The 26,173-nt window shown below is 38.9% G+C and carries 27 protein-coding genes; 24 read left to right on the top strand and 3 right to left on the bottom strand.

The window, feature by feature from the left end; all coding sequences use genetic code 11:
• Positions 1 to 128: 128 nt before the first annotated feature.
• A complete protein-coding gene (yhfH, locus tag ACFSY7_RS01645; protein WP_081715080.1) occupies positions 129 to 254 on the bottom strand; it encodes a protein YhfH in 126 nt (41 codons plus the stop codon).
• Positions 255 to 391: 137 nt separating this feature from the next.
• Between yhfH and ACFSY7_RS01640 the strand changes: the two genes are divergently transcribed.
• The 6 genes from ACFSY7_RS01640 to ACFSY7_RS01615 all read left to right on the top strand — a co-directional run bounded on the left by ACFSY7_RS01640 (position 392) and on the right by ACFSY7_RS01615 (position 7,275).
• On the top strand, positions 392 to 1,384 hold the full coding sequence (locus ACFSY7_RS01640) for a lipoate--protein ligase (protein WP_126991237.1): 993 nt from the start codon (positions 392 to 394) through the stop codon (positions 1,382 to 1,384).
• A gap of 21 nt (positions 1,385 to 1,405) precedes the next feature.
• On the top strand, positions 1,406 to 2,110 hold the full coding sequence (locus tag ACFSY7_RS01635; protein WP_380146577.1) for a response regulator transcription factor: 705 nt from the start codon (positions 1,406 to 1,408) through the stop codon (positions 2,108 to 2,110).
• Positions 2,111 to 2,112: 2 nt separating this feature from the next.
• The gene (locus ACFSY7_RS01630; protein WP_380146576.1) at positions 2,113 to 3,102 is read left to right on the top strand and encodes a sensor histidine kinase; all 990 of its coding nucleotides are present in this window, start codon (positions 2,113 to 2,115) and stop codon (positions 3,100 to 3,102) included.
• Positions 3,103 to 3,117: 15 nt separating this feature from the next.
• A complete protein-coding gene (locus tag ACFSY7_RS01625; protein WP_139995479.1) occupies positions 3,118 to 3,891 on the top strand; it encodes an ABC transporter ATP-binding protein in 774 nt (257 codons plus the stop codon).
• Complete coding sequence (locus ACFSY7_RS01620) at positions 3,857 to 5,794, top strand: FtsX-like permease family protein (RefSeq protein ID WP_380146575.1); 1,938 nt, start codon at positions 3,857 to 3,859, stop codon at positions 5,792 to 5,794. The genes ACFSY7_RS01625 and ACFSY7_RS01620 overlap by 35 nt, the downstream gene beginning before the upstream one ends.
• Before the next feature lie 71 nt (positions 5,795 to 5,865).
• A complete protein-coding gene (locus ACFSY7_RS01615) occupies positions 5,866 to 7,275 on the top strand; it encodes a long-chain-fatty-acid--CoA ligase (protein WP_380146616.1) in 1,410 nt (469 codons plus the stop codon).
• A gap of 136 nt (positions 7,276 to 7,411) precedes the next feature.
• On the opposite strand, the gene ACFSY7_RS01610 is transcribed toward ACFSY7_RS01615, so the two are convergent.
• Positions 7,412 to 7,696 carry a DUF4293 family protein gene (locus ACFSY7_RS01610; RefSeq protein ID WP_380146574.1) on the bottom strand — a complete coding sequence of 95 codons (285 nt, stop codon included), beginning with the start codon at positions 7,694 to 7,696 and terminating at the stop codon, positions 7,412 to 7,414.
• A 75-nt stretch (positions 7,697 to 7,771) separates the two neighbouring features.
• Entirely contained in the window at positions 7,772 to 9,136 is a 1,365-nt protein-coding gene (locus tag ACFSY7_RS01605; protein WP_126991243.1) for an amino acid permease, read from the bottom strand.
• A gap of 174 nt (positions 9,137 to 9,310) precedes the next feature.
• Between ACFSY7_RS01605 and ACFSY7_RS01600 the strand changes: the two genes are divergently transcribed.
• The 18 genes from ACFSY7_RS01600 (at position 9,311) to trxB (ending at position 26,106) form a co-directional block, all read left to right on the top strand.
• A complete protein-coding gene (locus tag ACFSY7_RS01600) occupies positions 9,311 to 11,293 on the top strand; it encodes a S9 family peptidase (protein ID WP_380146573.1) in 1,983 nt (660 codons plus the stop codon).
• A 102-nt stretch (positions 11,294 to 11,395) separates the two neighbouring features.
• Positions 11,396 to 12,040, top strand: a complete 645-nt coding sequence (locus tag ACFSY7_RS01595) for a VTT domain-containing protein (RefSeq protein ID WP_139995485.1) — start codon at positions 11,396 to 11,398, stop codon at positions 12,038 to 12,040.
• Positions 12,041 to 12,131: 91 nt separating this feature from the next.
• On the top strand, positions 12,132 to 13,358 hold the full coding sequence (locus ACFSY7_RS01590; RefSeq protein WP_380146572.1) for an EAL and HDOD domain-containing protein: 1,227 nt from the start codon (positions 12,132 to 12,134) through the stop codon (positions 13,356 to 13,358).
• 60 nt (positions 13,359 to 13,418) lie between these two features.
• Entirely contained in the window at positions 13,419 to 13,739 is a 321-nt protein-coding gene (gene cccB / locus ACFSY7_RS01585; protein WP_126991247.1) for a cytochrome c551, read from the top strand.
• Positions 13,740 to 13,843: 104 nt separating this feature from the next.
• Positions 13,844 to 14,773 (top strand): HPr(Ser) kinase/phosphatase, encoded by a 930-nt coding sequence (hprK, locus tag ACFSY7_RS01580; RefSeq protein WP_126991248.1) that lies wholly within the window; start codon positions 13,844 to 13,846, stop codon positions 14,771 to 14,773.
• A gap of 20 nt (positions 14,774 to 14,793) precedes the next feature.
• Positions 14,794 to 15,597, top strand: a complete 804-nt coding sequence (lgt, locus tag ACFSY7_RS01575) for a prolipoprotein diacylglyceryl transferase (RefSeq protein ID WP_380146571.1) — start codon at positions 14,794 to 14,796, stop codon at positions 15,595 to 15,597.
• Positions 15,598 to 15,673: 76 nt separating this feature from the next.
• Complete coding sequence (gene ppaX / locus ACFSY7_RS01570; RefSeq protein WP_380146570.1) at positions 15,674 to 16,324, top strand: pyrophosphatase PpaX; 651 nt, start codon at positions 15,674 to 15,676, stop codon at positions 16,322 to 16,324.
• The gene (locus tag ACFSY7_RS01565) at positions 16,317 to 16,823 is read left to right on the top strand and encodes an acyltransferase (RefSeq protein WP_126991251.1); all 507 of its coding nucleotides are present in this window, start codon (positions 16,317 to 16,319) and stop codon (positions 16,821 to 16,823) included. Before ppaX ends, ACFSY7_RS01565 begins: the two co-directional genes overlap by 8 nt.
• A 146-nt stretch (positions 16,824 to 16,969) precedes the next feature.
• Positions 16,970 to 18,136 carry an ATP phosphoribosyltransferase regulatory subunit gene (locus ACFSY7_RS01560; RefSeq protein ID WP_126991252.1) on the top strand — a complete coding sequence of 389 codons (1,167 nt, stop codon included), beginning with the start codon at positions 16,970 to 16,972 and terminating at the stop codon, positions 18,134 to 18,136.
• Positions 18,133 to 18,768, top strand: coding sequence for an ATP phosphoribosyltransferase (hisG, locus tag ACFSY7_RS01555; protein ID WP_380146569.1), 636 nt, complete (start codon positions 18,133 to 18,135; stop codon positions 18,766 to 18,768). Before ACFSY7_RS01560 ends, hisG begins: the two co-directional genes overlap by 4 nt.
• 4 nt (positions 18,769 to 18,772) lie before the next feature.
• Complete coding sequence (gene hisD, locus ACFSY7_RS01550; RefSeq protein ID WP_380146568.1) at positions 18,773 to 20,050, top strand: histidinol dehydrogenase; 1,278 nt, start codon at positions 18,773 to 18,775, stop codon at positions 20,048 to 20,050.
• A 2-nt stretch (positions 20,051 to 20,052) separates the two neighbouring features.
• Positions 20,053 to 20,643: an imidazoleglycerol-phosphate dehydratase HisB gene (gene hisB / locus ACFSY7_RS01545; RefSeq protein ID WP_126991255.1), complete on the top strand. Its 591-nt coding sequence runs from the start codon at positions 20,053 to 20,055 to the stop codon at positions 20,641 to 20,643.
• A gap of 11 nt (positions 20,644 to 20,654) precedes the next feature.
• Positions 20,655 to 21,299, top strand: a complete 645-nt coding sequence (gene hisH / locus ACFSY7_RS01540; RefSeq protein ID WP_380146565.1) for an imidazole glycerol phosphate synthase subunit HisH — start codon at positions 20,655 to 20,657, stop codon at positions 21,297 to 21,299.
• A gap of 2 nt (positions 21,300 to 21,301) precedes the next feature.
• On the top strand, positions 21,302 to 22,039 hold the full coding sequence (gene hisA / locus ACFSY7_RS01535) for a 1-(5-phosphoribosyl)-5-[(5-phosphoribosylamino)methylideneamino]imidazole-4-carboxamide isomerase (RefSeq protein ID WP_380146564.1): 738 nt from the start codon (positions 21,302 to 21,304) through the stop codon (positions 22,037 to 22,039).
• Positions 22,039 to 22,797 (top strand): imidazole glycerol phosphate synthase subunit HisF, encoded by a 759-nt coding sequence (hisF, locus tag ACFSY7_RS01530; protein ID WP_380146563.1) that lies wholly within the window; start codon positions 22,039 to 22,041, stop codon positions 22,795 to 22,797. The genes hisA and hisF overlap by 1 nt, the downstream gene beginning before the upstream one ends.
• Positions 22,794 to 23,411 carry a bifunctional phosphoribosyl-AMP cyclohydrolase/phosphoribosyl-ATP diphosphatase HisIE gene (gene hisIE / locus ACFSY7_RS01525; protein ID WP_139995505.1) on the top strand — a complete coding sequence of 206 codons (618 nt, stop codon included), beginning with the start codon at positions 22,794 to 22,796 and terminating at the stop codon, positions 23,409 to 23,411. The genes hisF and hisIE overlap by 4 nt, the downstream gene beginning before the upstream one ends.
• Positions 23,412 to 23,551: 140 nt before the next feature.
• Positions 23,552 to 25,081, top strand: a complete 1,530-nt coding sequence (locus ACFSY7_RS01520; protein ID WP_380146562.1) for a tetratricopeptide repeat protein — start codon at positions 23,552 to 23,554, stop codon at positions 25,079 to 25,081.
• Between the two features lie 74 nt (positions 25,082 to 25,155).
• Positions 25,156 to 26,106, top strand: coding sequence for a thioredoxin-disulfide reductase (trxB, locus tag ACFSY7_RS01515; protein WP_126991261.1), 951 nt, complete (start codon positions 25,156 to 25,158; stop codon positions 26,104 to 26,106).
• Positions 26,107 to 26,173 lie beyond the last annotated feature (67 nt).

Here is a 26,173-nt window from a genome sequence, read left to right as displayed (position 1 = left end):
GGGCGTGTCCTCTTTTCGTTAAGCGATTTAATTATAGATTCATAAAGTATTTAAACGACAAATTATGAATGAGAGTATTAATAGCCATTGGGGTAGCGATTAATACAGTAATAGTCAGTGATTAAGGTTTATAGAGAATTGCATTTTTCGCAAGTGTTAGAGTAGCACTCACTTTGTTCCTCAATTTTTTCACCACATTCTGCACAATTCTTAGCTGGTAAGTTTTTGAAAAATTCTACTACGTTTTCTAACATATTCATTCTCCTCCTTCAATCTGTTATATTACTGATTTGTTGTTACTTATTGTATTATAACAGAAGATTAAAAGTCAATACAAAAAATCAAATTTAAGTTAAAATATTTATAGAACGAAAAAGGGAGGATTTATTCCATGTTATTCATTGATAATAAGGGCATTCATGACCCACGTATTAACTTAGCAATTGAGGAGTATGCATTAAATAATTTAAATGTTGATGAGGGATTATTACTTTTCTATATTAACCAGCCATCAATCATCATTGGTCGTAATCAAAATACAGTTGAGGAAATCAATACAGACTATGTAGATGAAAAAGAAATTATTGTTGTGCGTCGCTTATCAGGCGGCGGTGCAGTTTATCACGATTTAGGAAATTTAAACTTTAGCTTTTTAACAGTTGACGACGGTGACAACTTCCAAAACTTTAAAAAATTCACGCAACCTGTAGTAGATGCACTTAAAAATATGGGCATTGATTCAGAGCTTTCTGGTCGTAATGATATTTTAGCAAATGGTCGTAAAATTTCAGGTAATGCAATGTTTTCAAAAAACGGTCGTATGTTTAGCCATGGCACATTAATGTTTGATGCAAATATTGACGAAGTCGTAAATGCGCTACGTCCGAAAAAAGAAAAGATCGAGTCAAAAGGGATTAAATCTGTACGTTCACGTGTAACGAATGTGATAGAAATGTTAGAAGATAAATCGATGACAGTTGAAGATTTCCGATTAGAAATTTTAAAATCAATTTTCGGTGGCTTAGATAATGTAAAATACTATGATTTAACAGATGAAGACTGGGCTGCAATCCATAAAATTTCGGAAGAACGTTATCAAAAATGGGAATGGAATTACGGTAAATCACCAAAATTCAACATTCAACGTTCGAAAAAATTTGCATCGGGCTTTATCGATTTACGCTTAACTGTGAACAAAGGTATCATGCAAGACGTCCATATCTTTGGGGACTTTTTCGGGATTGGCGATATGAAGGACATTGAAGAGGCCTTAGTAGGAAAACGCTATGAAAAAGAATCGATTATTGAGGCGTTAAAAGAAATCGATGTACCGCGCTATTTTGGTGGTACATCATTAGAAGATTTTGTTGAATTAATGTATTAACAGAAATGGAGGGGAGAATCGATGAATACCCACCGGATTTTAATCGTAGAAGACGATACGAAAATCGCAAATATGCTTGCGGACACACTTCGCAAGTACCACTACGAAGTGAAAACAGTGGAAATGTTCGATCAGATTATTGAAGAATTTAAAGCGTTCGACCCTCATCTCGTACTGCTTGATATAAACTTGCCATCTTATGATGGGTTTTATTGGTGTCGTCAACTACGTCAGTTTACGACGGTACCAATTATTTATATTTCAGCTCGTTCAGGCGAGATGGATCAAATTTTTGCGCTCGAAAATGGTGGCGATGATTTCATTACAAAACCATTCCATTACGAAATTGTTCTAGCAAAAATTAAAAGCCAATTACGCCGTACATATGGCGAGTATGCGGCAAAGCAAGAAGAACGTACGATTAAGTTAGGACAGTTAACACTTTATTTAGAACGCATGGAACTGCATACAAAAACAGATCAACTAGCATTACAAAAGAAAGAAAGTGTTATTTTGGAGCTATTGATGGGGGAATCGCCAAAGGTAGTCTCACGTGAACGCTTACTTGAAGAACTCTGGGATGACCAAGCTTTTGTAGATGAAAACACATTAAATGTGAACATGACACGCGTGCGTAAAAAGCTAGCAGATTACAATGTACTATCAACCATTGAAACGGTACGAGGTGCAGGCTATCGTTTCGTACTGAATAGTCAGGAAGTGTAGCGATGCAATTAGTGTGGCTGTTCTTACGCGAACATGTATCGATTATTATATTTGAAATCTTTCTAGTAGGTTTTATTTTAGTTTTATATTGGCTAGATGGTTTCCGTGATATGAATACAGCAATTTATTCGATTTTAATTACATTGATGCTAACAGGAACATTTTTGGTGACTCGTTATATTATTCGTAAACGCTATTATGAAAAAATTTTACAAGTACCAAAAACGATGGAGGATGCACTCCAATCAACTGGGAAAACGGCTGAGCAAATTCAGAGTGAAGAATATGTGCATGAATTGTATCGTATTTATCAGCTTGAAGCGCAGGAATTGTATGCAGCGCAAAATCGTCATCTTCAGTTTATGAATCAATGGGTGCATCAAATGAAGACACCGCTTGCCGTATTAGAGTTGATGTTACAAGATCCAGATGAGCTTGATAAAAAAGGTGTACAAGAAGAAGTAGAATGCTTAAAGCATGGGCTTGAAATGGTACTTATGAATGCGCGTCTTGATACATTTGAAGAAGATATGCATATTGAAAAGGTTGATCTGAAACATCTTGTCATGGAAGTCGTCAATCAAAACAAACGTTTATTTATTACGAATCGAGTTTTTCCAAACGTCGAGATCGCGGAAGAAACGCTCGTCATGACGGATTCGAAATGGATGAAATTTATTATTGGCCAGTTTATTACGAATGCTGTGAAGTATACATTTGAAGAGGGTAAGAAAGTGTATATTACAACAGAAACATCCGCAAATGAAGTGAAGTTGCATGTGCGTGATGAAGGGATAGGTATTCCGTCCACCGATTTAAAACGTGTAAAAAAAGCGTTCTTTACGGGTGAAAATGGTCGTAAATCTGGTGAATCAACAGGTATGGGGCTGTATTTAGCAGACGAGATTTGTCACAAGCTAGGCCATACATTAACGATTGATTCAGCAGTTGACGCTGGTACAACGGTAACGGTGACATTCAATTTGTCATAAGTGGAGGGATTTTTAATGGCGATTTTAGAAATTAATGATGTGACAAAGGTATATGAGGGCAAAGTAACGCATCGTGCGATTAATCAGTTAAGCTTCGAAGTAGAAAAAGGTGAATTTATCGCAGTCATGGGGCCATCTGGCAGTGGTAAAACAACTCTTTTGAATATGATTTCAACAGTTGATCGACCAACAGCCGGGGAAATTTTAGTCAATGGTGTCAATCCGCATACATTGAAAAAAAATGAATTGGCTTTTTTCCGTCGTCGAGAATTAGGCTTTATTTTTCAAGATTTTAATTTACTCCAAACATTGAATGTCGAAGAAAACATGGTGTTGCCATTAACGCTTGATAATATGAATGTAAAAGAGATGGAAGCTCGCGTTGCAGAGCTTGCACATCATTTAGGCATGGAGGATATTTTACATCGTCTGCCTAATGAAATTTCAGGAGGTCAGGCGCAAAAAACAGCGATTGGGCGTGCGCTTATTCATAAACCGACGCTTATTTTAGCAGATGAACCAACAGGTAATTTAGATTCAAATTCATCGAAGGATGTGCTTGAGTTACTTGGGAAAATTAATAAACGAGATAATACAACCATCGTTATGGTGACACATGACCCGATTGCAGCTAGTTACTGTGACCGTGTGTTATTCATTAAGGATGGCGAATATTTCAATGAAATTTACCGTGAAGACCATCGTCAAACCTTTTTCCAACGCATTTTAAATGTGTTGAGCCTATTAGGAGGTCATGTCGGTGAGTTTTCGTCAGTTCGCTTATCGTAATGTTGTACGAAATCATCGTATTTATGCAGCCTTTTTCTTAGCTAGTGTATCATCGGTAATGGTGTTTTTTATTTATTCGATGTTGATGTATCATCCTAAGGTTGAAAATGAGTTTATGATTGATATTGCATTTCGTGGTATGTACTTTGCACAAATCATTTTAGTGTTGTTTATGCTTTTTTTCCTTTTTTATTCGATGCGTGCTTTTTTAGAAGCGCGTTCGAAAGAATTTGGGGTTTTAATGCAACTTGGGATGGAGAAGCAGCAACTCAATAAACTAGTAACGCTTGAAACGATGCTAATTGGTTTTGCATCGATTATTGTGGGGATTTTATTTGGCTTTGCTTTTTCAAAATTTTTCTTTATGGTCATTCGTGAAATTTTACAGATTTCCGCATTGCCAATTTATTTCTCATGGAAACCATTTATGCTAACGATTTTGACATTTGCAACGCTCTTTATTGTAGTGTCACATTTAAGTGTTCTAACAATTAAAGACCAAGAGTTAATTTACTTATTACGTGGAACAGATAAAAATATTCAACCACAGCTTTATTCGAAAATGGGTGCTATTACAGGATTTTTATTACTTGGTTTAACCTATTATATTATGTTGAATGTAGATAAAAGTAATTTGCTGTTTTTAGCGCTCGTTGTGCCACCGATTATGATGATTGGGACGTATTTCTTCTTTAGTGATGCGGTGTTATTTATAATTGATTTGTTAAGGAAGTCTAAGAAAATTTATTGGCGTAAATATCGCTTACTTGCTTGGTCAGAGTATGCAAAAATGCTAAAAGCAAATTCTCGTATGTTTTTTATTTCGTCGATTGTATCAACGTTATCATTTTTAGCGATAGGTACATTGAGTTCGATGTCGGCATTTACACATCAATATCATCAAATTAATCCAATTAGTATGATTTATATTAGTAAACTTGATAATCCGTATGAATATCAGCATTTGATGAGTTTAGAAGATGAGTTAAATGATCGCAATTTAGATTATCAACTATCGATGCTCGAAGTGAAACCACAGACGTCTTCAAAAACGGGCAAGGCAATTCAAGTTGTTAGTGAGGAACAATTTAATCAGTTAGCAAAAGCATTAGATGAACCCACCATCGATTTGAAACGCGGTCATGCAATGTTTATTCCATATTCAGATGAAGCGTATAAAACATTGAATACATTAGATATAAAGACAACATTGGTTGAAAATGATGTGAATATTCGTATTCAAGGTGCGTATCCTGTCAGCTTCTTTTCAAAAGATCAATTGGGTGTTAATGCGATTGTTGTAGAGAGTAATGATTATGCGCGTCTTTATAATTTAAAAGAAGGCTATCATACAGGTAGTCGCATTGATAAAATCTTCGCATTCACTGTTAAGGATTGGACTGCTACACAATATGTTGGGCATGCACTCGATAATATTATGACAGAGGCATCGTTAACGAACAGCCAAGGAACAACGCCGTTTTATTATAAAAATAATGGGATTGATTACGAGATTCTACGCTCAACCTTTGCGCTCATTTTATTTATCGGTATTTTAGCTTCTGCAGTATTCTTCTTAGCAGCAGGTAGTTTTATTTACTTTAAATTATATGCAAACTTAGATCGTGACAAAGTTCAGTATACGACACTTCGACGAATGGGCGTAACAGATCGAGAAATACGTAAACTGGTAAACCGCCAACTTATTCCACAATTCTTTTTACCATGGGGTGTGGCAGTAGTTAACAGCAGTTTTGCTTTTATTGGCCTTCAAGTATTTTGGGAAGGTATTGCGGATTTATCGATTGCAAAAACGCTTATTATGGTAGTGGGAATTATGACTGGACTACAATTATTGTATTTCTATTTGATTCGTTGGCGTTATTTAGCGCATTTAAAATAATATAGAGGAATCGGCCTGTTTCGGGTACGATTCCTTTTTTGTATAATAAAGGGTAGAAGAGGTGACGCATGTTGAATTTACTACAGCGATTAGCAAGTCAGCAGCCAGATCGCGCTGCGCTCATATTTGAAGGGCAAACAGTGAATTACGAGGCTTTATGTGAGCGAGTTGAAGGGATTGCCGTTCATTTACGTACACAAGGTGTATCAAAAGGACATCATGTTGCATTAATCATGGATAACCATCGAGCATTTGTGGAAAGTCTATATGCTATTTGGGTAATTGGAGCAGTAGCGGTGCCTTTAAATCCAGACTATACAGCAGCGGAGCTATCGTACATTTTAGATAATGGAGACGTTAGGTATGCTATTGTTGCTTCAACGGATGGAATTGGTAAAGTACCATATACAACGATTGAGGAGATTAATCACGTAGAAGGATGTAAACCTACAAATTGGCATGTGACGGATACAGAAACCGCACTAATTTTATATACATCAGGCACAACAGGTAAGCCAAAGGGAGCTATGTTAAGTCATTTAAATCTATATAGTAATGCGCGAGATGTTGCACAGTTTTTCTTATATAAGACAACGGATATCGTTATTGTCGCATTACCGTTATTTCATGTGTTTGCATTAACTGTAGCTTTGAATGCGCCGTTATTTGTTGGAGCGAAGTTAATTATTTTACCACGGTTTAGTCCAACTACTGTACTCGATACAATTGAACGTGAACAAGCAACATTATTTGCAGGCGTTCCATTAATGTATAACTATATGGTACAAGCAGCTACGAAACGAGATTTAAGTAGTTTGCGTTTAGCTATTTCTGGAGGATCACCACTTCCACTTGCCATTCACGAAAAGTTTGCCAATATCTTTAATATACAAATTTCAGAAGGGTATGGTTTATCAGAAGCTTCTCCTGTTACATGTTTTAATCCTGTAGGGCGCACTAAAATAGGTACAGTAGGGACGGCTATTCCAAATGTGTCGCTTAAAATTATAGATGAAGGATTAAGCGAAGTAGCAACAGGGCATATCGGCGAGCTTGCGGTAAGTGGACCAAATGTGATGGCAGGGTATTATAAAAATGCTGAAGCAACTACTGCGGCTTTTACAGGGCATTATCTACGAACAGGAGATCTAGCATTTATCGACTCGGAAGGGTATGTGACGATTGTAGATCGAAAGAAAGATTTAATTTTGGTAGGTGGATACAATGTCTACCCAAAAGAAGTGGAAGAAGTCCTATATCGTCATCCAGATATAACAGAGGTAGCAGTTGTCGGAAAACGTAGTAAGCAACTAGATGAGGAAGTTGTAGCGTTTGTTGTAAGTAATACGAAACTAGATGAAGAAGATTTAAAAGCATATTGTGCGAAACGTTTAGTACGCTATAAATGTCCGGTACGTATTCAACAAATTGAGATGTTACCTAAAAATAGTACAGGAAAAATTTTAAAATATGAATTATAAAAGAGATTGAGAAATACGTGTAAAAGCAACCTCTCCTATGGGCATAAGAAAAACCGGAATCGCGCTACGGCGCGGTTCCGGTTTTTCGTGGCAAACGCTAAAAAAGGAACATGACGTATTTTGTCCCAGTCTCTTTTTATACTTTTCTTTTACGAAAGGCAAAATATACAGCTAATATATTAATTGTAACAGCGATGATACCAAGTGAAAAAGTTACCTCATCACCTTTTAAATCAAATTCTTCAACAACAATACCCTCTGTGAAAAATAGTAATATGATGAATACTAAGTTACTAACCCCAAAGAATGTTTGATAAAAGCGCGAGCGATATTTTGGAATAATCGCCAGTACAAGCATGATAAGTGATAGTGCTAAAATAAAATAAAATAATGGTTCGAATAATGTAAAAGTGTCTTGCACAACTTTACCCTCCTAGACAAAATAACCCACAGCGTAAACTCAGTCGTTCTTTTTGCGCTGTGGGCCTATGAATGATTATTTAATCATTTTATTTTTATAGTAACCGAAGTATAGAACAAGCAATAAAATCATCCAAATTGGACCGACAATTAATGCGATACGAGTGCCTTCGTTAAATGCCATTAAAATAACGACGAATAAGAAGAAAATAATCGAAATATACGACGTAAATGGATAAAGGAACATTTTAAATGATAACTTATTTATTTGTTCTTTCGATAAGGTTTTACGATATTTAATTTGTGTTATCAAAATCATAATCCATGTAAAGACAGCTCCAAATGTTGAAACACTTGTGATATATGTAAAGACCTTTTCATCGACAAAGTAGTTTAATACAACGCCAATTAGTAAAACAATTGCAGACATATAGATCGCATTTGTAGGTACACCTGTTTTACCAACTTTTCCGAAAATTTTTGGAGCTTGCTTTTGATGACTTAAATTAAATAACATACGACCCGTACTGAAAATTCCTGAGTTACAGCTTGAAAGGGCAGCGGTTAATACAACGAAGTTAATAATTCCGGTTGCGTAACGAATACCAACGTTTTCAAACATCATGACAAATGGGCTATTACCATCTGTAATTTGATCCCACGGATAAATAGCCATAATGACCGTTAATGCCCCGATATAGAATACGAGAATACGAATTAATACGGTATTAATTGCACGTGGAATTATCTTTTTCGGATTTTTCGCTTCTCCAGCCGTTACACCAATCATTTCAACTCCTAAGTAAGCGAACATAACAATTGGTAGTGCGGCGATGATACCACCAAATCCATTTGGCATAAATCCACCATGTGACCATAAATTACTGAAACCAATTGCATCTCCGCCATTTCCAAGGCCAAATAAGATTAAGCCAAGGCCTAGAACAATCATAAAGATGATGGCTACGACTTTAACCATTGCAAACCAAAATTCCAGTTCACCAAATGCTTTTGCAGCGATTAGGTTAATAATCGTCATTAGGATAAGTGCAAATAATGCCCACATCCATTTTGGCGAATCCGGGAACCACAGTTGCATGTAAATTCCTGCTGCAGTAATTTCCGCCATACATGTGACAATCCATAAGAACCAATAGTTCCAGCCCGTTAAAAATCCAGCGAGTGGGCCTAGTAGCTCCTGTGCGTAGCGGCTGAATGAACCCGCAACAGGATGATCTGTTGCGATTTCACCAAGTGCACGCATCATGAAAAAAATGAAAATACCCCCGAGTGCGTAAGTCAGTAAGACGGCAGGTCCGGCTAACTTAATTGCTCCCGCAGAACCTAAAAATAATCCTACCCCGATAGCGGCACCGAGCGACATTAACGTGATGTGTCTTGACTCCAGACCTCGCTGAAGTTCAGGTTGCTGTTTTGACATAAAAACGCCTCCGATGCTATGAAATTGCATTATCAATGTTATCATAAAACTGTGACAAATACATGACAAAGACAAGGGTTTTTACATAAATTTTCAGAACATAATAGAAAACTTAGATAATTTAGTGAGTATGGTAAGATATGGTATACGAAGAATTTCGAGGGGGAATTTGAGATGACACGTTTAATAGAAGCAAAGGATTTATATCAATTACATTCAGTTACAAGTCCAGTATTATCACCAAATGGAAAAGAAGCAATTTTTGTCCGTACAGAGATGAATGATCGCGACAATACGTATTATGGCTACTTGTATCATATTAATTTAGAAACGAAAGAAATTACGCAATGGACACATCTTAAGGAACGTATTTTAAATATTAAGTGGTCACCAGATGCACGTTATGTAAGTTTTTTAGCGACGCGTTCTAAAAAGAATCAACTATATATTTTGCCAACTCGAGGTGGCGAAGCACAATGCTTAACGAACTTTATGTACGGTCTAACAAACTATGAATGGTCACCGAATTCAGAATCTATTTGGTTTAGTGCCAATGTAGAAGAAGATAAAGAATTTACAGATATGGCAACGAAAATCAATCCTAAGCGCCCAGACGTATATGAAGTTAGCGGCATGCGCTACAAATTAAATGGGATGGGATTACTCGCTAAAAATCGTCATAGCCAAATTGGCTCAATTGATGTACTTACACAGCGCATTACACGTTTTACAAATGACACATTTGACTACCATTTTGCAGCTTTATCAAATGATGGAACGAAGCTAGTATATGCTGTGAATCGCGCGGATGAAGAACAACGGGACCATGATTTTAGCTCACCACTTTATATTGTAGATATCGAGACAAAGGAAGAAACATTGATTACGGATATGCAAGGGTATTTCGGAGAGGCGTATTTTTCTTTAGATGATCGGTATGTAGCGTTTGTTGGCTCGCCTTTAGAGCCGTTTAAAAATGCAGCACATGCAGAAGTATATATTTATGATGTGAAAGAACAGTATTATTACAGCTTAACGGCAGCAATGGACTTACCAGTAGGAGATTATCAAACAGCGGATGTACAACAAGGTGCTGTAGCCCCAGGTGTTGTTTGGTGTGATGATAATGCGCTTTATTTCCAAATGTCTTCGATGGGTGATACACGTCTTTATTACGCGACGCTTGACGGAGCAATTTATCCAGCAACGCCTGAAAATGAGCATGTCTATGGCTATGATGTTAATCACGATGCAATCCATGCGATTGCGACAATTAGTGATTCGACGCATATTGGTGAATTATATGCACTTAATATTTCAACAGGTGAACGTGAACAGTTAACACGTTTTAATACAGCTTTTGAAAAAGAGGTAACGATTGTAGAGCCTGAAGCATTTAATTTTACAAATGATGCAGGTGAGCTTGTATTTGGCTGGCTAATGAAACCAGCAGCATATGAAGAGGGCAAGCAGTATCCGCTACTTTTAAATATTCATGGTGGACCACATATGATGTATGGCAATACCTTTATTCATGAAATGCAGTTGTTCGCGGCAAAAGGCTATGGTGTTGTGTATGTTAATCCAAGAGGTAGTCATGGCTATAGTCAAGCATTCGTCAATGGCTGTCGCAATGATTATGGTGGTGGCGATTATCGTGATTTAATGCAAGCTGTAGACATCGTTTTAGAAGAAAATCCGTGGATTGATGAACATCGCTTAGCTGTAACAGGTGGTAGCTACGGAGGATTTATGACGAATTGGATTGTTGGTCATACAAATCGGTTCAAGGTAGCGGCAACACAGCGCTCTATTTCCAATTGGACAAGCTTTTACGGTGTATCAGATATTGGCTATTATTTTACAGAATGGCAAATTGGTAGCGATATGACGGATGTAAATAAATTATGGGCGCATTCGCCGCTGAAATATGCGGAAAAAGTTGAAACGCCCTTACTGATTTTACATAGCGAGCAAGATTATCGCTGTCCAATTGAGCAAGCAGAGCAGTTTTACATGACGCTTAAATCAATGGGGAAAACGACGAAGTTTGTTCGCTTCCCACGAGCAAATCATGATTTATCACGTACCGGACTCCCAAATTTACGACAAGAACGTCTGAAACAACTTGTCGTATGGTTTGAAAAATATTTGTAAAGATTATGTAAATACGCAACTTTAAAAGCAATAAAACGTTGCTTGTAAGTAGCAATAGGCGTATGATACATTACGTATTTTGAAAGATTGTGAGTGACAAATTTGGATATTATTAAATTTTTATTCGACTTTATTATGCATATTGATGAACATTTAGTTGAATTGATTAAAGACTTTGGTTTCTGGACATATGGATTGATGTTTTTAATCGTCTTTATTGAAACCGGCGTCGTTATTTTCCCATTCTTGCCTGGTGATTCATTATTATTTGCAAGCGGTGCTTTAGCAGCTATAGGTGGATTAAAATTACCACTCGTGTTGCTAACATTTTTCGTTGCAGCAGTGTTAGGCGACAGCTTGAATTTTGAAATTGGGAAACGTGTTGGAACAACAATCAAGCCAGGAAGTTTTTTAGGGCGTTTTATTAGCCAAGAAAACGTTGAAAAAGCACAACTATTTTTCAATAAACATGGTGGTAAAACAGTTTTAATTGCGCGCTTTATGCCTTTTATCCGTACCTTCATTCCATTTGTAGCAGGCGCTAGTCGTATGAATTATCGCTACTTCCTTATGTATAATATTATCGGTGGCGCATTATGGACAGCAGTTTGCGTATTAGCGGGTTACTTCTTCGGTAATATTCCGATTGTGAAGGATAATTTCTCAATTGTTGTTTTAGCGATTATTTTTATCTCGGTTTTACCAGCTTTGATTGCTGCGATTAGGGCAAAATTTTCAAAGAAATAAGCATATTTTTTAAGGCTGTAGGGAATACGTTTCCTACAGCTATTTTTTTGTGTAAAATAATGGGAAACAACGTTAGAGGGGGAGGCTGCTTTTGGAAGCGTATATTGGGAGGCAACCGATTTTTGATGAGTTAGAGCAAGTGTATGCGTATGAACTACTGTATCGCCATAATGAAAAAAATTATTTTGAGATGCCAGATGCAGATGTAGCTACTTATGATGTCATTGCGAAAACGTTTGTTTCATTTGGTGTAGATGAATTATCGCAAGGACGGCCATGCTTTATTAACTTCACAGAGAATCTTTTGATGAGCCCCATATTTGAGCAACTTTCAGCCCAACTTGTCGTTGTTGAACTACTAGAAGATATCGTCATTACAGTGGATATTATCGAGCGTGTGCAGGAATTAAAGGGTTTAGGATATCGTATCGCATTAGATGATTTTTTATTAAACGATGATTTACTAGAATCTGAAATTTTTAAGTATGTTGATATTATTAAGGTGGATTTCTTACTTGCATCTGAGGAGGAACGCCTAAAAATAGAATATTTAGTGCGCAGCTATTATCCGCATATTACATTATTAGCTGAAAAAGTAGAGACTGTTGAAGAATATACATGGGCGCGTAGACATGGTTATAAGTTATTCCAAGGCTATTTTTTTAAACGTCCACAGATTATTGTGACGCAGGAAATTCCTGCGAACATTTTACAGTATTACCGTGTGATCGCTCTTTTACGTGAAACAGATCCAAACATTAATGACTTAGCAGAAACAATCGAGCGTGATATGTCTTTATCTTATAAATTATTAAAATTGATTAATAGTTCCCCTAAACGACGTTTGAATAAAGTACGTTCGATTAAAGAGGCGATTATTTCACTTGGACTACGTGATTTACAGCAGTGGTTGCATATTTTAACGTATCGAGAAATGCGGGACACGAAAGTTTCGGGGCGTATGGAGGAAGTGATGCGGACGTCATTAATTCGTGCAAAAATGTGTGAATCACTAGCGCGCTATAATGGTGGGAAATTGCATTCGGAATATTTTTTAGTCGGTATGTTTTCGTTGATAGATGTTATTTTAGGGCGACCGTTGCATCAAATTTTAGAGCAGTTGCCATTGTCAGAAGGTGTTGTTGCAACGCTTAATGGAGAAGCTACGCCATTACAGCCTTATTTACAACTTGTTATTTCGTTAGAAAATATGGAAATCGAGCGTATTCGTCAATTTGCGCAGCAAATAGAAGTACCGGCAAGTACTATTTTACGCATGCATTATGAAGCGAATAAATGGGCAAAGCAAGTTCATTAGGTAGATTTCATGCTATACTGAAAGCGACTGCAAGGATTAATAATTGGAGGGGGAGTCACATTGAAAAAAGCATTTTTTGGCGTCATGATGGGAGCATCACTATTGTTAGCAGCATGTGGAAGTAGTGATGAATCAGGAAAAGAAAATGGTACTTCAGCAGAACCGGATGCAGCGCAATTAGCAGAGCAAAAATGTATGGGTTGTCACGGTAAAAACTTAGAAGGTGGCTCAGCACCTGCACTTACTAAAATTGGTGCTGAAAAATCAGAAGAGGAAATTGCGAAAATTATTAAAGAAGGTACAAAAGGCGGCATGCCAGCAGGTCTTGTAAAAGATGAGGAAGCAGATACTTTAGCGAAATGGTTGGCTGAAAAAAAATAATTGTTCTACGAAACTGCTCTTAACGCAAAGTTACGCGTTTGGAACAGTTTCTTTTTATGTGTTAGGTTGCTAAAATAGGAAGGTATGAGAGGAGTGTGTATGAAGTGGATCAAGTGAGTACAAAAGATGTAATGGAAATGTTTGATTTGACGCTAGAAAGCGGAGAAGAAGGTATTGGTCGTCACATTTTAACAAGTGATATTTCACGTCCAGGGTTAGAGATGGCAGGATACTTTCATCATTACCCGGCCGAACGCGTACAGTTGTTAGGAAAATCAGAGTTATCATTTTTTAATACATTATCGGTTGAAGCGAAGCGTGACCGTATGAATCAATTATGTGCCGCAAATACACCGGCAATTATTATTTCACATAACATGGAAGTGCCAAAAGAGTTGATTGAAGCTTCAGAGGCAAATCATGTTCCTGTATTAATGACAAAGTTAAAAACGACACGATTTTCAAGTATGTTAACAAACTATTTGGAAAGTCGTCTTGCACCGATGACAGCAGTACATGGGGTGTTAGTTGATATTTATGGTATTGGTGTTTTATTGACAGGTAAAAGCGGCGTAGGTAAAAGTGAAACGGCGCTAGAGCTTGTAAAAAAAGGCCATCGCTTGGTGGCGGACGATTGCGTAGAAATCCGTCAAGAATCGGAAAATATGTTGGTCGGCAATGCACCAAAGTTAATTGACCATATGTTAGAGATTCGTGGAATTGGTTTAATTAATATTATGACAATGTTTGGTGCTAGTGCCGTACGTCGTAATAAGCGCATTTCGCTTGTCATTGATTTAGAACTATGGGATGCTGAAAAAACATATGACCGACTAGGCCTAGAAACACAAACGATGAAAGTCCTTGATACAGAACTGACAAAGTTAACGATTCCGGTGCGTCCAGGACGAAACTTAGCCGTTATTATTGAAGTAGCAGCGATGAACTATCGTTTGAAAAATCTAGGAATTAACTCGGCTGAAGAATTTACACAACGTCTTGAAAGTGTTATTCAAGAAAAATCAGATATGTAACGTTGTGAAAGGAGAACAACATGGATTTAGCTTTAATGGCAATTGATCCGGTAGCTTTTTCAATAGGAGCAATTGATGTCCGCTGGTATGGTATTATTATTGCTTGCGGAATTTTACTCGGATATTTTGTTGCACAAAACGAAATGAAAAAACGCGGTTTTGGAGATGAATTTTTAACCGACTTATTAATTTGGACAGTGCCAATCGCCATCATTTGCGCGCGCATTTACTATGTCATTTTTGAATGGTCTTATTACAGTCAAAATCCTGGGGATATCATTCAAATTTGGAATGGTGGGATTGCGATTCACGGTGCATTAATCGGTGGCGGTATTACAGTTTATGTATTTTGTAAAAAGCGTGGGGTTAGCTTCTGGCAAGTGGCAGATATTTTAGCGCCATCGATTTTAATTGGTCAAATTCTTGGTCGCTGGGGTAACTTTATGAACCAAGAAGCGCATGGTGGCCCTGTGACACAAGAATTTTTAGAAAACTTAATGATTCCAGATTGGATTATTAATCAAATGAATATTGGCGGTATTTATTACCACCCAACATTCTTATACGAATCACTGTGGAATATTTTAGGCCTGATTGTCTTACTATTATTACGCAAAGTGAATCTCCGCCGTGGCGAAATTTTCTTAACGTATGTTATTTGGTATTCATTCGGTCGCTTCTTTATTGAAGGCCTTCGCACAGATAGTCTATTAATTATGGGCTTCCGTACAGCACAGCTTGTTTCATTAATTGCATTAGTGATCGCGGTGATTGTTTTTATTTATCGTCGTGTAAAAATGAAACCAGTACGTTATAAAGATTGAGGAAGAAGAGTATTGCGGATAACGCGATGCTCTTTTTTTCGTTATAATAAAGAAAAGAAGAGAGAGGTGCCGCTTTATGAATTTTGAAGCATTATTATTTGATTTTGATGGAACATTGTTAAACACGAATGATTTAATTATTGAAACGTTTGCGCATGTTATTGATCCAAAATTTCCAGGACGTTATCAACGTGAAGATTATTTGAAATTTATCGGGCCAACACTCGTGGAATCTTTTACAGAGGTAGATGCAAGTAATGCGGAGTCATTAGTCGCTGAGTATCGTTTATGGAATCAGGAGCATCACGATGAGCTAGTAACAGAGTTTCCACATGTAAAAGAAGTGCTAGTAGCATTGCGAGAAGCAGGGGTACGTTTAGCTGTTGTGTCAACGAAACGTGGTGATACACTACGAAAAGGCTTAGATTTAATGGGCATTACGGAATTATTTGAAGTTATTATTTCACAGGATGAAGTAACGCATACAAAGCCGCATCCAGAGCCAGTTGAAAAAGCAGTTGCGCTTCTTGGTGTTGAAAAATCAAAAACTTTAATGATTGGCGACAATTCACATGATATTTTAGGTGGGCATAATGCAGGCGTTAAAGCAGCCGGTGTGGCATGGTCATATAAAGGTATAGCGTATTTAGAGCAATTTAATCCGGATTATATCCTACATGATATGACGGATTTATACGACATCGTAGGAATTAAAAGCCATGCGTAAAACGACACGCTATCCAGTAGAAGGATCGACGTCGCTATGGCAGGTATACAAAACGGTTTCTTTTTGGAAAATTGTTAAATGTTTTATCGTTATTGAAATTGCACGCATTACACCATTTTTATCATGGAAGAACTGGATGTATCGGACGTTTCTTCGGATGAAGGTAGGGAAACGAACAGCCTTCGCGCTGAAGGTGACACCTGATACGATGTTCCCAGAGCGCATTTCAGTTGGAGATGACGCCATTATTGGCTTTAACACAACGATTTTAGCGCATGAATATTTAGTGGATGAGTACCGACTTGGTGATGTTATCATTGGAAATAATGTGATGATCGGAGCCAACTCCACAATTTTACCAGGTGTGACAATTGGCGACGGGGCAGTAGTTTCTGCGATGACATTAGTGAATAAAGATGTTCCTGCAGGTGCAATGGCTGGTGGCAATCCGATGCGTATTATTTATACGAAAGAAGAGCGTGAAGCGAGGAGGAGATAACCTCGTTTTTGATTCAAATAGTCTGTTTATTCAATCAAATCTGAAATAAGGTTGACGAATTAACATGATTGCGTTAAAATATCTTCAACATATTAGTTCTCTAATACTCTAGTGTATTAAAGTATTTTGGATAAGGAAGTGTCAACATGTCATCAATTCGTAAATTTGAAAAACCGCTAGGAATGCGCGATACATTCCCAAAAATATTTGAAAAGCAAGAAGCCGTTCGCAGTAAGGGGCGCGAATTTCTACAGTTACGTGGCTATGAATTTTTAAAAACACCTACACTTGAATACTACGACACAGTCGGTAAAGCGTCGGCTATTGTCGAATCTTCATTATTCAAATTAGTCGATACACAAGGGAATACGCTTGTACTTCGTCCGGACATGACAACGCCGATTGCACGTGTTGCATCATCAAAATTATTGAAGGAAAAAATTCCGTTGCGTCTGGCGTATTTTGAGAATGTTTTCCGTGCACAGGAGCATGAAGGAGGCCGCCCAGCAGAATTTAGTCAAATGGGTATTGAAATTATCGGAGATTCTTCTGTGTATGCAGATGCGGAAGTGATTTTAACAGCGATTGATTTCTTAAAACAATTAGGCATTGAAGATTTCAAAATTACGATTGGAAACGCCGGTATTTTAGATGCCATTCTTCGTAAAAATGTTGAAACAGATGAGCAATTTGAAGAATTACATCAATTACTTGTGCAGAAAAACCTTGTAGGATTTGAAGAAGCAGTTGCGCGCTATCGTCTGCCACGTAGTGAAGAGGAAACGCTACTTGCTTTCTTAGAAGAAGCGACAGAGCTAAAAAGTATTCGCCAAATTTCAAAATACTTATCAGAAAAACAAGCCCTACTTTATATGGAACAGCTAGCATCGATTTTAGAAATAGCAGATGTTGCAAAATATATCGCATTCGATTTTACATTAGCAAGTCATATGAATTATTACACGGGGATGCTATTTGAAGTGTATGCAGCAGGGTCAGGTTTCTCACTAGGAAATGGTGGGCGCTATGATGGCTTATTAAGTGACTTTGGTAAAGATGTCGGTGCGATTGGATTTGGAATGCGTATCGATTATTTAGTTGAAGTAATGCCGAAGCAGGAAATCGAAAAAGACGATGTACTTGTATTATTCGTCTCTACACAATTAAAAGAAGCATTAGAAACAGCAGAAACACTGCGTGCACAAGGAAAACGCACAACATTACAAGCAATTGAAGGCTTAGATGACTTAGCTACATTTGAAGAACAGTTTGGCGACGTCGTACGCATTGGTCAAGGAGGAACTTCACTATGAGTAATACAGCATTAACAATCGCGATGCCAAAGGGTCGTATTTTTGAAGAAGCATATGACATGTTAATCGAAGCGGGGTTCAACTTACCAGCGAACGTCGAAATGTCACGTAAACTGATGATTGAAATACCAGAAGAAAATATTCGTTTTATTTTAGCGAAGCCAATGGACGTACCAACGTATGTAGAGCATGGCGTAGCGGATATTGGCATCGCTGGAAAAGATGTTCTGTTAGAGGAACGTCGCAATGTACATGAGTTATTAGATTTAAATATTTCAAAATGTCATGTGACTTCAGCTGGTTTACCAAATACAGAGCTAAACGACATTGCACCACGTATCGCAACGAAATATCCAAATATCGCTTCAGATTATTACCGTGAAAAGGGCGAGCAGGTCGAAATTATTGGTTTAAATGGCTCAATTGAATTGGCGCCAATGATTGGTCTAGCAGATCGTATTGTCGACATTGTATCAACGGGTCAAACATTAAAAGAAAATGGCTTAGTAGAGTATGAATTTGTGGTCGATGTATCATCGCGTTTAATTGCAAACCAAGCGAGCTACCGCATGAAAAATGACCGAATCCAAGACCTTGTAAAACGTCTGAAAAAATGTGTGAGAGAAGGCTAAAATAATGAAAATTCAACAATTAACAGCAGACATTTCATTAAAACGTCAGTTAGAAGGTGGCAATGAAGAACAGCTTCGTACGGTGCGTGAAGTATTAGCCGATGTCAAAGCGAAGGGCGATGCAGCGGTAAAGGCATATAGTGAAAAATGGGACGGTGTAGCACTTGATGCGTTACGTGTAACTGCACAGGAAATCGACGAAGCCGTTGCTTCAATGGATCCTCAAATCATTGCCGATTTAACAGAAGCGGCAGCGAATATTCGTTATTATCACGAGCAACAAAAACGCGATGGCTATAAATTACCGCTAGCAGATGGATCATGGCTTGCACAGCGCATTACGGCGATTGCATCGGTTGGTTTATATGTGCCAGGTGGCTCTGCAGCGTACCCATCTTCTGTATTAATGAATGTGGTGCCCGCACAAGTAGCAGGCGTTGAACGCATTGTTATTGCAACACCCTGTGATAAGGACGGCAAACTACCAGCAGCGGTACTTGCAGCAGCCTCTATTTTAGGCGTAACAGAAATTTATAAAATGGGCGGTGCACAAGCGATTGCGGCACTTGCATATGGGACGGAAACAATTGACGGTGTCGATAAAATTACCGGTCCAGGGAATATTTTCGTGGCACTCGCAAAACGTGAAGTATTCGGTGAAGTAGCGATTGATATGATTGCTGGTCCAAGCGAGATTGCGGTTATTGCGGATGAAACAGCACATGCTGATGAAGTGGCAGCTGACTTATTATCCCAAGCAGAGCATGACCCGATGGCTTGTGCGGTACTTGTAACAACAAGTGATGCGCTTGCGAAAGCGGTATCTGATGAAGTGGAAAAACAACTGCAAACATTACCTCGTGAAGCGATTGCACGTAAAGCGATTGAAAATTATGGTGCGATTTATGTTGGTGAAACGATGACACAAGTAGTGGACGCGATTAATACATTAGCGCCAGAACACTTAGAAATTGTCACGAAAAATCCAGAGGCTATTATGGAACAAGTGAAAAACGCGGGTGCGATTTTCTTAGGACGCTATAGCTCAGAGCCAGTAGGGGATTATTTTGCGGGGACCAACCACGTTTTACCAACGAACTCAACAGCACGTTTTGCATCAGGCTTAAATGTAGATGACTTTATTAAACGTACGAGCGTTGTATATTATTCAGAACAAACATGGCAAGAGAATGCGCCTAAAATTGCGCGACTTGCACGACTTGAAGGCTTAGAAGCACATGCCCGCGCAGTAGAATCTCGCGGCTGGAATAAGGAGGACTAATGATGACACGTTCAGCAAAAATTGCACGTCAAACGAATGAAACACAAATTGAAATCGAATTAAACCTAGATGGTGAAGGGAAAGCTACGGTTGATACGGGTGTACCTTTCATGGACCATATGCTTGATTTATTCGTGAAGCATGGTTTATACGATGGTGTCATTAAAGCGAATGGCGATACAGAAATCGATGACCACCATACTACGGAGGATTTAGGCATTGTGCTAGGTCAGGTTGTACGTCAAGCGCTTGGCGATAAAAAGGGCATTCGTCGCTATGGTCATGCATTCGTTCCGATGGACGATGCGCTTGCACAAGTATTCGTTGATTGCTCGGACCGTCCACATTTAGAATTCCGCGCAGAGCTACCACAAGCTAAGGTCGGCACATTTGATACAGAGCTTGTGCATGAATTCTTCTGGAAATTTGCGCTTGAAGCACGTATTAATTTACACATTATTGTTCCGTATGGTCACAATACACATCACATTATCGAGGCGATGTTTAAGGCGACAGCACGTGCACTAGATGATGCTGTTCAAATCGATCCACGCGTAAAAGGTGTACCATCAACAAAAGGCTTGCTAGGCTAGGGGGAAACTTGATGAAGATTGGGATTATCGATTATGGCATGGGCAATTTATTTAGTGTGGAGCAAGCGGTAAAACGTCTTGGTGCAGATGTAATTATTTCTGCGGATAAGGCAGAGCTACTAGCAGCAGATGCGTTAATTTTACCAGGAGTTGGCGCATTTCCGGATGCCATGACGCGTCTAGAGGAAACGAATCTAGTTTCTTTATTTGATGAAGTCGTCGCGACTAAAAAACCGCTATTAGGCATTTGCTTAGGGATGCAATTATTATTTGAGACAAGCGTAGAGAAAGGCGACAACAAAGGTCTTGGCTTGTTCAAAGGACGCATTGCCGAATTTAGCGGGAAAGATGCTACAGGTGAAGCATATCGTGTACCGCATATGGGATGGAATAACTTACAATTTAAACGCTACCCAGTATGGCTGTCAAAAGAAGCATTAGATAATGAGTATGTGTATTTCGTGCATTCATTTTATGCGACGGATTTAGAGGACGCAGATTTAGTCGCCTATGCAGACTACGGTGGTGAAATTGTACCGGGTATCGTTCAAAAAGGATCGATTACAGGGATGCAGTTCCACCCAGAAAAATCAGGTAGCTGCGGTGTGGCATTATTAACGGCTTGGCTAAAAGGCATTGAAAAGGGAGAGGCTTAACGATGACAACTATTCAAATTTATCCAGCAATCGACATGCGTGGCGGTAAATGCGTACGTTTATATAAAGGGGATTATGCGCAGGAAACAGTCTATGCGGATTCTCCATTTGATATGGCAAAGCAGTTCAGTGATGCAGGTGCGACATATGTACATATGGTTGATTTAGACGGAGCAAAGGACGGCGAGCGCGTGCATGCAAATGACGTGATTCGCGTTGCAAAGGAGCTTCCTGTAAAGGTACAAATCGGTGGTGGTATTCGCTCAATTGAGGATGTACGCTTTTATTTAGAACATGATGTAGACCGCGTGATCATTGGTTCATTGGCGATTCGTGAGCCAGAGCTTGTGGCAACATTTATCGAAGAATTTGGCGCAGATTGTATTGTCATTGGCTTAGATGCGAAAGACGGTATGGTCGCAACACATGGTTGGATTGAAACATCGGACCAAAAAGCGACGGATGTAGCGAAATATTTCGTGGAGCGCGGTGCGAAGCATTTCATCTTCACAGATATTGCGACAGACGGTACATTACAAGGACCGAATATTGCTGCAAACAAAGAACTTTCAGCCGCAACAGGTGCAGAAGTAATTGTCAGTGGTGGGATGAGCTCATTAGCGGATATCGAAGCAGTGAAAGAAGCGGCAACCGACTCAACAATCGGCGGCGTAATTATCGGAAAAGCTTTATACACAGGACGATTTACGCTAGAAGAGGCACTTGAGGGGGCGAAATAATGCTAACAAAACGGATTATTCCATGCCTTGATGTGAAGGAAGGACGCGTTGTAAAGGGCGTTCAATTCGTATCATTACGTGATGCAGGAGACCCTGTGGAGCTTGCAAAATTTTATAATGAGCAAGGTGCGGATGAGCTTGTATTTTTAGATATTTCTGCAACGCATGAAGGACGCGAAACAATGGTTGATGTTGTTCGCGAAACGGCGTCTGCGTTATCGATTCCATTCACTGTTGGTGGTGGGATTCGTACGTTAGCAGATATGACGCGTATGCTGCGTGCGGGTGCTGATAAAGTATCGGTAAATTCGGCGGCACTACAAAATCCGCAATTAATTAAAGAAGGCTCGGATTATTTCGGCGCACAATGTATCGTCGTTGCTATCGATGCGAAATGGAGTGAGGAAGACGGCACATGGATGATTTATACCCATGGAGGTCGTAATAAATTCCCGAAAGAGGCCGTTGCGTGGGCGAAGGAAGCCGTCGCATTAGGTGCAGGGGAATTACTTGTGACAAGTATGGATAAAGACGGTGAAAAGACGGGCTTTGATAATGCATTACTAAAAGAAATTCGCACAGCAGTGAATGTGCCAGTTATCGCAAGTGGCGGTGCAGGGAATGCGGAGCACTTTTATGAAACTTTAACGGAAGCAGATGCGGATGCGGCACTTGCAGCATCGATTTTCCACTACAAGGAAACATCGGTTGCTGAAGTGAAAAATTATTTGCGTAGTAAAGGGGTCGCTGTACGATGAGCTTAAAATTTGATGATAAAGGGTTAATTACAGCTGTTGTGCAACACGCGCAAACAAAGGAAGTATTAACTGTTGCTTATATGAATGAAGAATCGTATAACAAGACGCTTGAAACGGGGGAAACGTGGTTTTACTCACGTTCACGCCAGGAATTATGGCATAAGGGTGCAACGAGTGGCAATACGCAAAAGGTCGTTGCAATGCGCTCGGATTGTGATGAGGATGCACTTGTTGTTGAAGTTTTACCAGCAGGACCTGCTTGTCATACGGGTGCGGAGTCATGCTTTTATAATGTCATTCAAGAGAAGCCTGCTGAGACGGGCTCACTCGACATTTTAGAAACACTAAAACGTGTCATTGATACACGCGCAGCTGAAATGCCAGAGGGGGCATACACGACATATCTTTTCAATGAAGGTGTCGATAAAATTTGCAAGAAGGTTGGCGAAGAAGCGACAGAATCGGTTATTGCCGCAAAAAATCGTGATGCAGAAGAATTAAAATGGGAAGTGGCAGATTTGATTTATCACTTGCTTGTTTTACTTAAAGAGCAAAATGTTGATTTATATGATGTCTTAGGTGTCCTAGAAAAACGTCATGATTCACATGAATAATGAAATGAAGAAGTTTGGCATAAGCTAAGCTTCTTTTTTTCTGGTGCAAACATTGCTATAATCGTAGGTATGCTATAATTAAAAGAATTAAAATACAGGGACGCGACGACGTTCCTTCATGCTTTTCGGAGGAAAATTTCTTGGAGAAAAATCATACAACGATGGAAACTAGTGCGAATAATGTTGTTTCATTCATCCCAACAGGTGATTTTTATTATCATAAGGCGATGAAAGCACTGGAACAGAACCATTTTGACCAAGCAAAAAAATATTTAAAACGCGCATTAGAGTTAAGTCCTGATGATGCAAAAATTCTTGTTCAGATGGCTTATTTAAAAATGGAAGAAGAATCGTTTTTAGAGGCACTTGAACTGTTACGACATGCGAATAATGTGGAGCCAAATGACCCGGAGACGGTGCTTTTTTTAGCAGAGGTTTCGGCGAATATGGGGCTTGCAGAAGATGCAATTAATTTTGCAACGCATTATTTAGAAATTGAACCGGCTGGTGAATACCGCGAAGAGGCAGAAGAGATTATTGAGATTGTGACGGAGCTTTTAAAAGAAGAACCACTTGAGAATCGTCAGGGTTCTGCTGAGAAGAATTATGAGCAAGAGCGCGCACGGCATTTAATGGAGAAGGGCGACTTTGAACCAGCAATTGAAATCTTGGAAAACTTAATTGCGGAATATCCAGATTTTTGGTCAGCCTATAATAATTTAGCGCTTGCGTATTTTTATAAGGGCGAGCATGAGCAGGCACGTGCACTGCTACATGAGGTGCTCATTGGCAATTACGGCAATATTCATGCACTTTGCAACTTAACGGTGATGTCTTATTATGAACAAAATGATGCTGATGAATTACATCTCTTAACAGAAACCTTGTTAAAGCTACAACCTTATTTTGTCGAGCATCGCTACAAATTAGGTGCGACACTGGCATTGATTGGCCAATATGAGCAAGCATATAAGTGGCTTCGTAGCTTGAAAAAGCTTGGCTATGTTGGGGATACGGGCTACTACTTCTGGCTGTCTCATGCAGCCTATTTTTCAGGATGCGAAGAGGAATCTCATAAAGTATGGGATGAATTGATGCTAATTGACCCGTCAAAAGAAGGCTTAGAACCATGGGCAAATGTCGTGGAAGTGCCGGACAGTGACGATATTTTAAGCGACCGCGATTATTTGATTGGGCGCTTAGAGCATGAAATTTTACAGGAGCGTTTACTTGGCTTATTCTTACTCGGTAAATCACCATTTAAACAAGAGCTACTAGCGCATCCTACACTGATTAATATCGATAATTATTCGACCATTGAAAAGCTTTTATTAGCGTACGCTATGAACCACGATTTTTCAGAGGATGTTGCGTTAGCAAACTTTTATCGTGCTGTAGAAGTACTTGAGAAATTATATGCGCAACATGAGCCGCTAACAATGGATACAACATTTTTACTACAGCTATGGCTTGTGCTTTTTGAAAAAGGATTGCACGAAGAATATGCATTTAAAAATCCGCTGGCATTAGCTGCGGCGACAGAATACATGTTTTATGCTGTACGTGAAAAAGTTACGAAAAAAGAAATTGCCGAATGGTACGGTACTACAACGAAAACACTTACCAAATATGTAGATGAACTTATGCAATTCCTGCCGATTTTTGACTAGGCAGATTTGTTGTGAAAAAAGAAAAGATACTATACTATCTAGGGTATAGAGGAACTATTTAGGAGGAATTTGAAATGTCAGAAGAAAAAATTTATGATGTTGTCATTATCGGTGCAGGCCCTGCAGGTATGACAGCTGCTGTTTATACATCTCGTGCAAACCTTTCAACATTAATGATCGAGCGTGGGATTCCAGGCGGTCAAATGGCGAATACAGAGGAAGTTGAAAACTACCCAGGATTTGAAACAATCTTAGGTCCAGACCTTTCAACAAAAATGTTCGAGCACGCGAAAAAATTTGGTGCAGAATATGCATACGGTGACGTTTCTTCAATCACAGACGGCAAAGAATATAAAACAATCGTTGCTGGTCAAAAAGAATACAAAACACGCACAATCATTATCTCAACAGGTGCTGAGTACAAAAAAATGGGCGTGCCAGGCGAATCAGAACTTGGTGGCCGCGGCGTAAGTTACTGTGCTGTATGTGATGGCGCATTCTTCCGTAACAAAAACTTAATCGTTGTAGGTGGCGGTGACTCTGCAGTAGAAGAAGGAATTTACTTAACTCGCTTTGCTGACAAAGTAACAATCGTTCACCGTCGTGATAAATTGCGCGCACAAAAAATCATCCAAGATCGTGCGTTTGCAAACGAAAAAATTGATTTTATTTGGAATAACACAGTAAAAGAAATCAATGAACAAGATGGTAAAGTAGGTAGCGTAACATTAACAAATACAGTGGATGGTACGGAATCAACTGTTGATGCAAATGGTGTATTCATCTACATTGGTATGAATCCATTAACAAAACCATTCGCAGAACTAGGCATCACAAACGAAGCTGGTTACATTCCAACTAACGAAAAAATGGAAACATCTGTAGCAGGTATTTACGCTGCTGGTGACGTACGCGAAAAAACACTTCGTCAAATCGTTACGGCAACAGGTGATGGTAGTATCGCTGCACAAGCTGCACAAGCATATATCGAAGAATTAATCGAAGAATTAGCCGTACAAAAGTAGGCTTTGCAATCGAATTGAAATAGTTGAAATAAAATTCAAATATGTGCGTAACAGCTCTGTTACACAT

Origin of the sequence: Kurthia populi (assembly GCF_042686175.1) — a bacterium.
Lineage (GTDB): Bacteria > Bacillota > Bacilli > Bacillales_A > Planococcaceae > Kurthia > Kurthia populi.
Note: the sequence above shows the minus strand (reverse complement) of the source record. Positions and strands in the feature narration are given on the sequence as shown.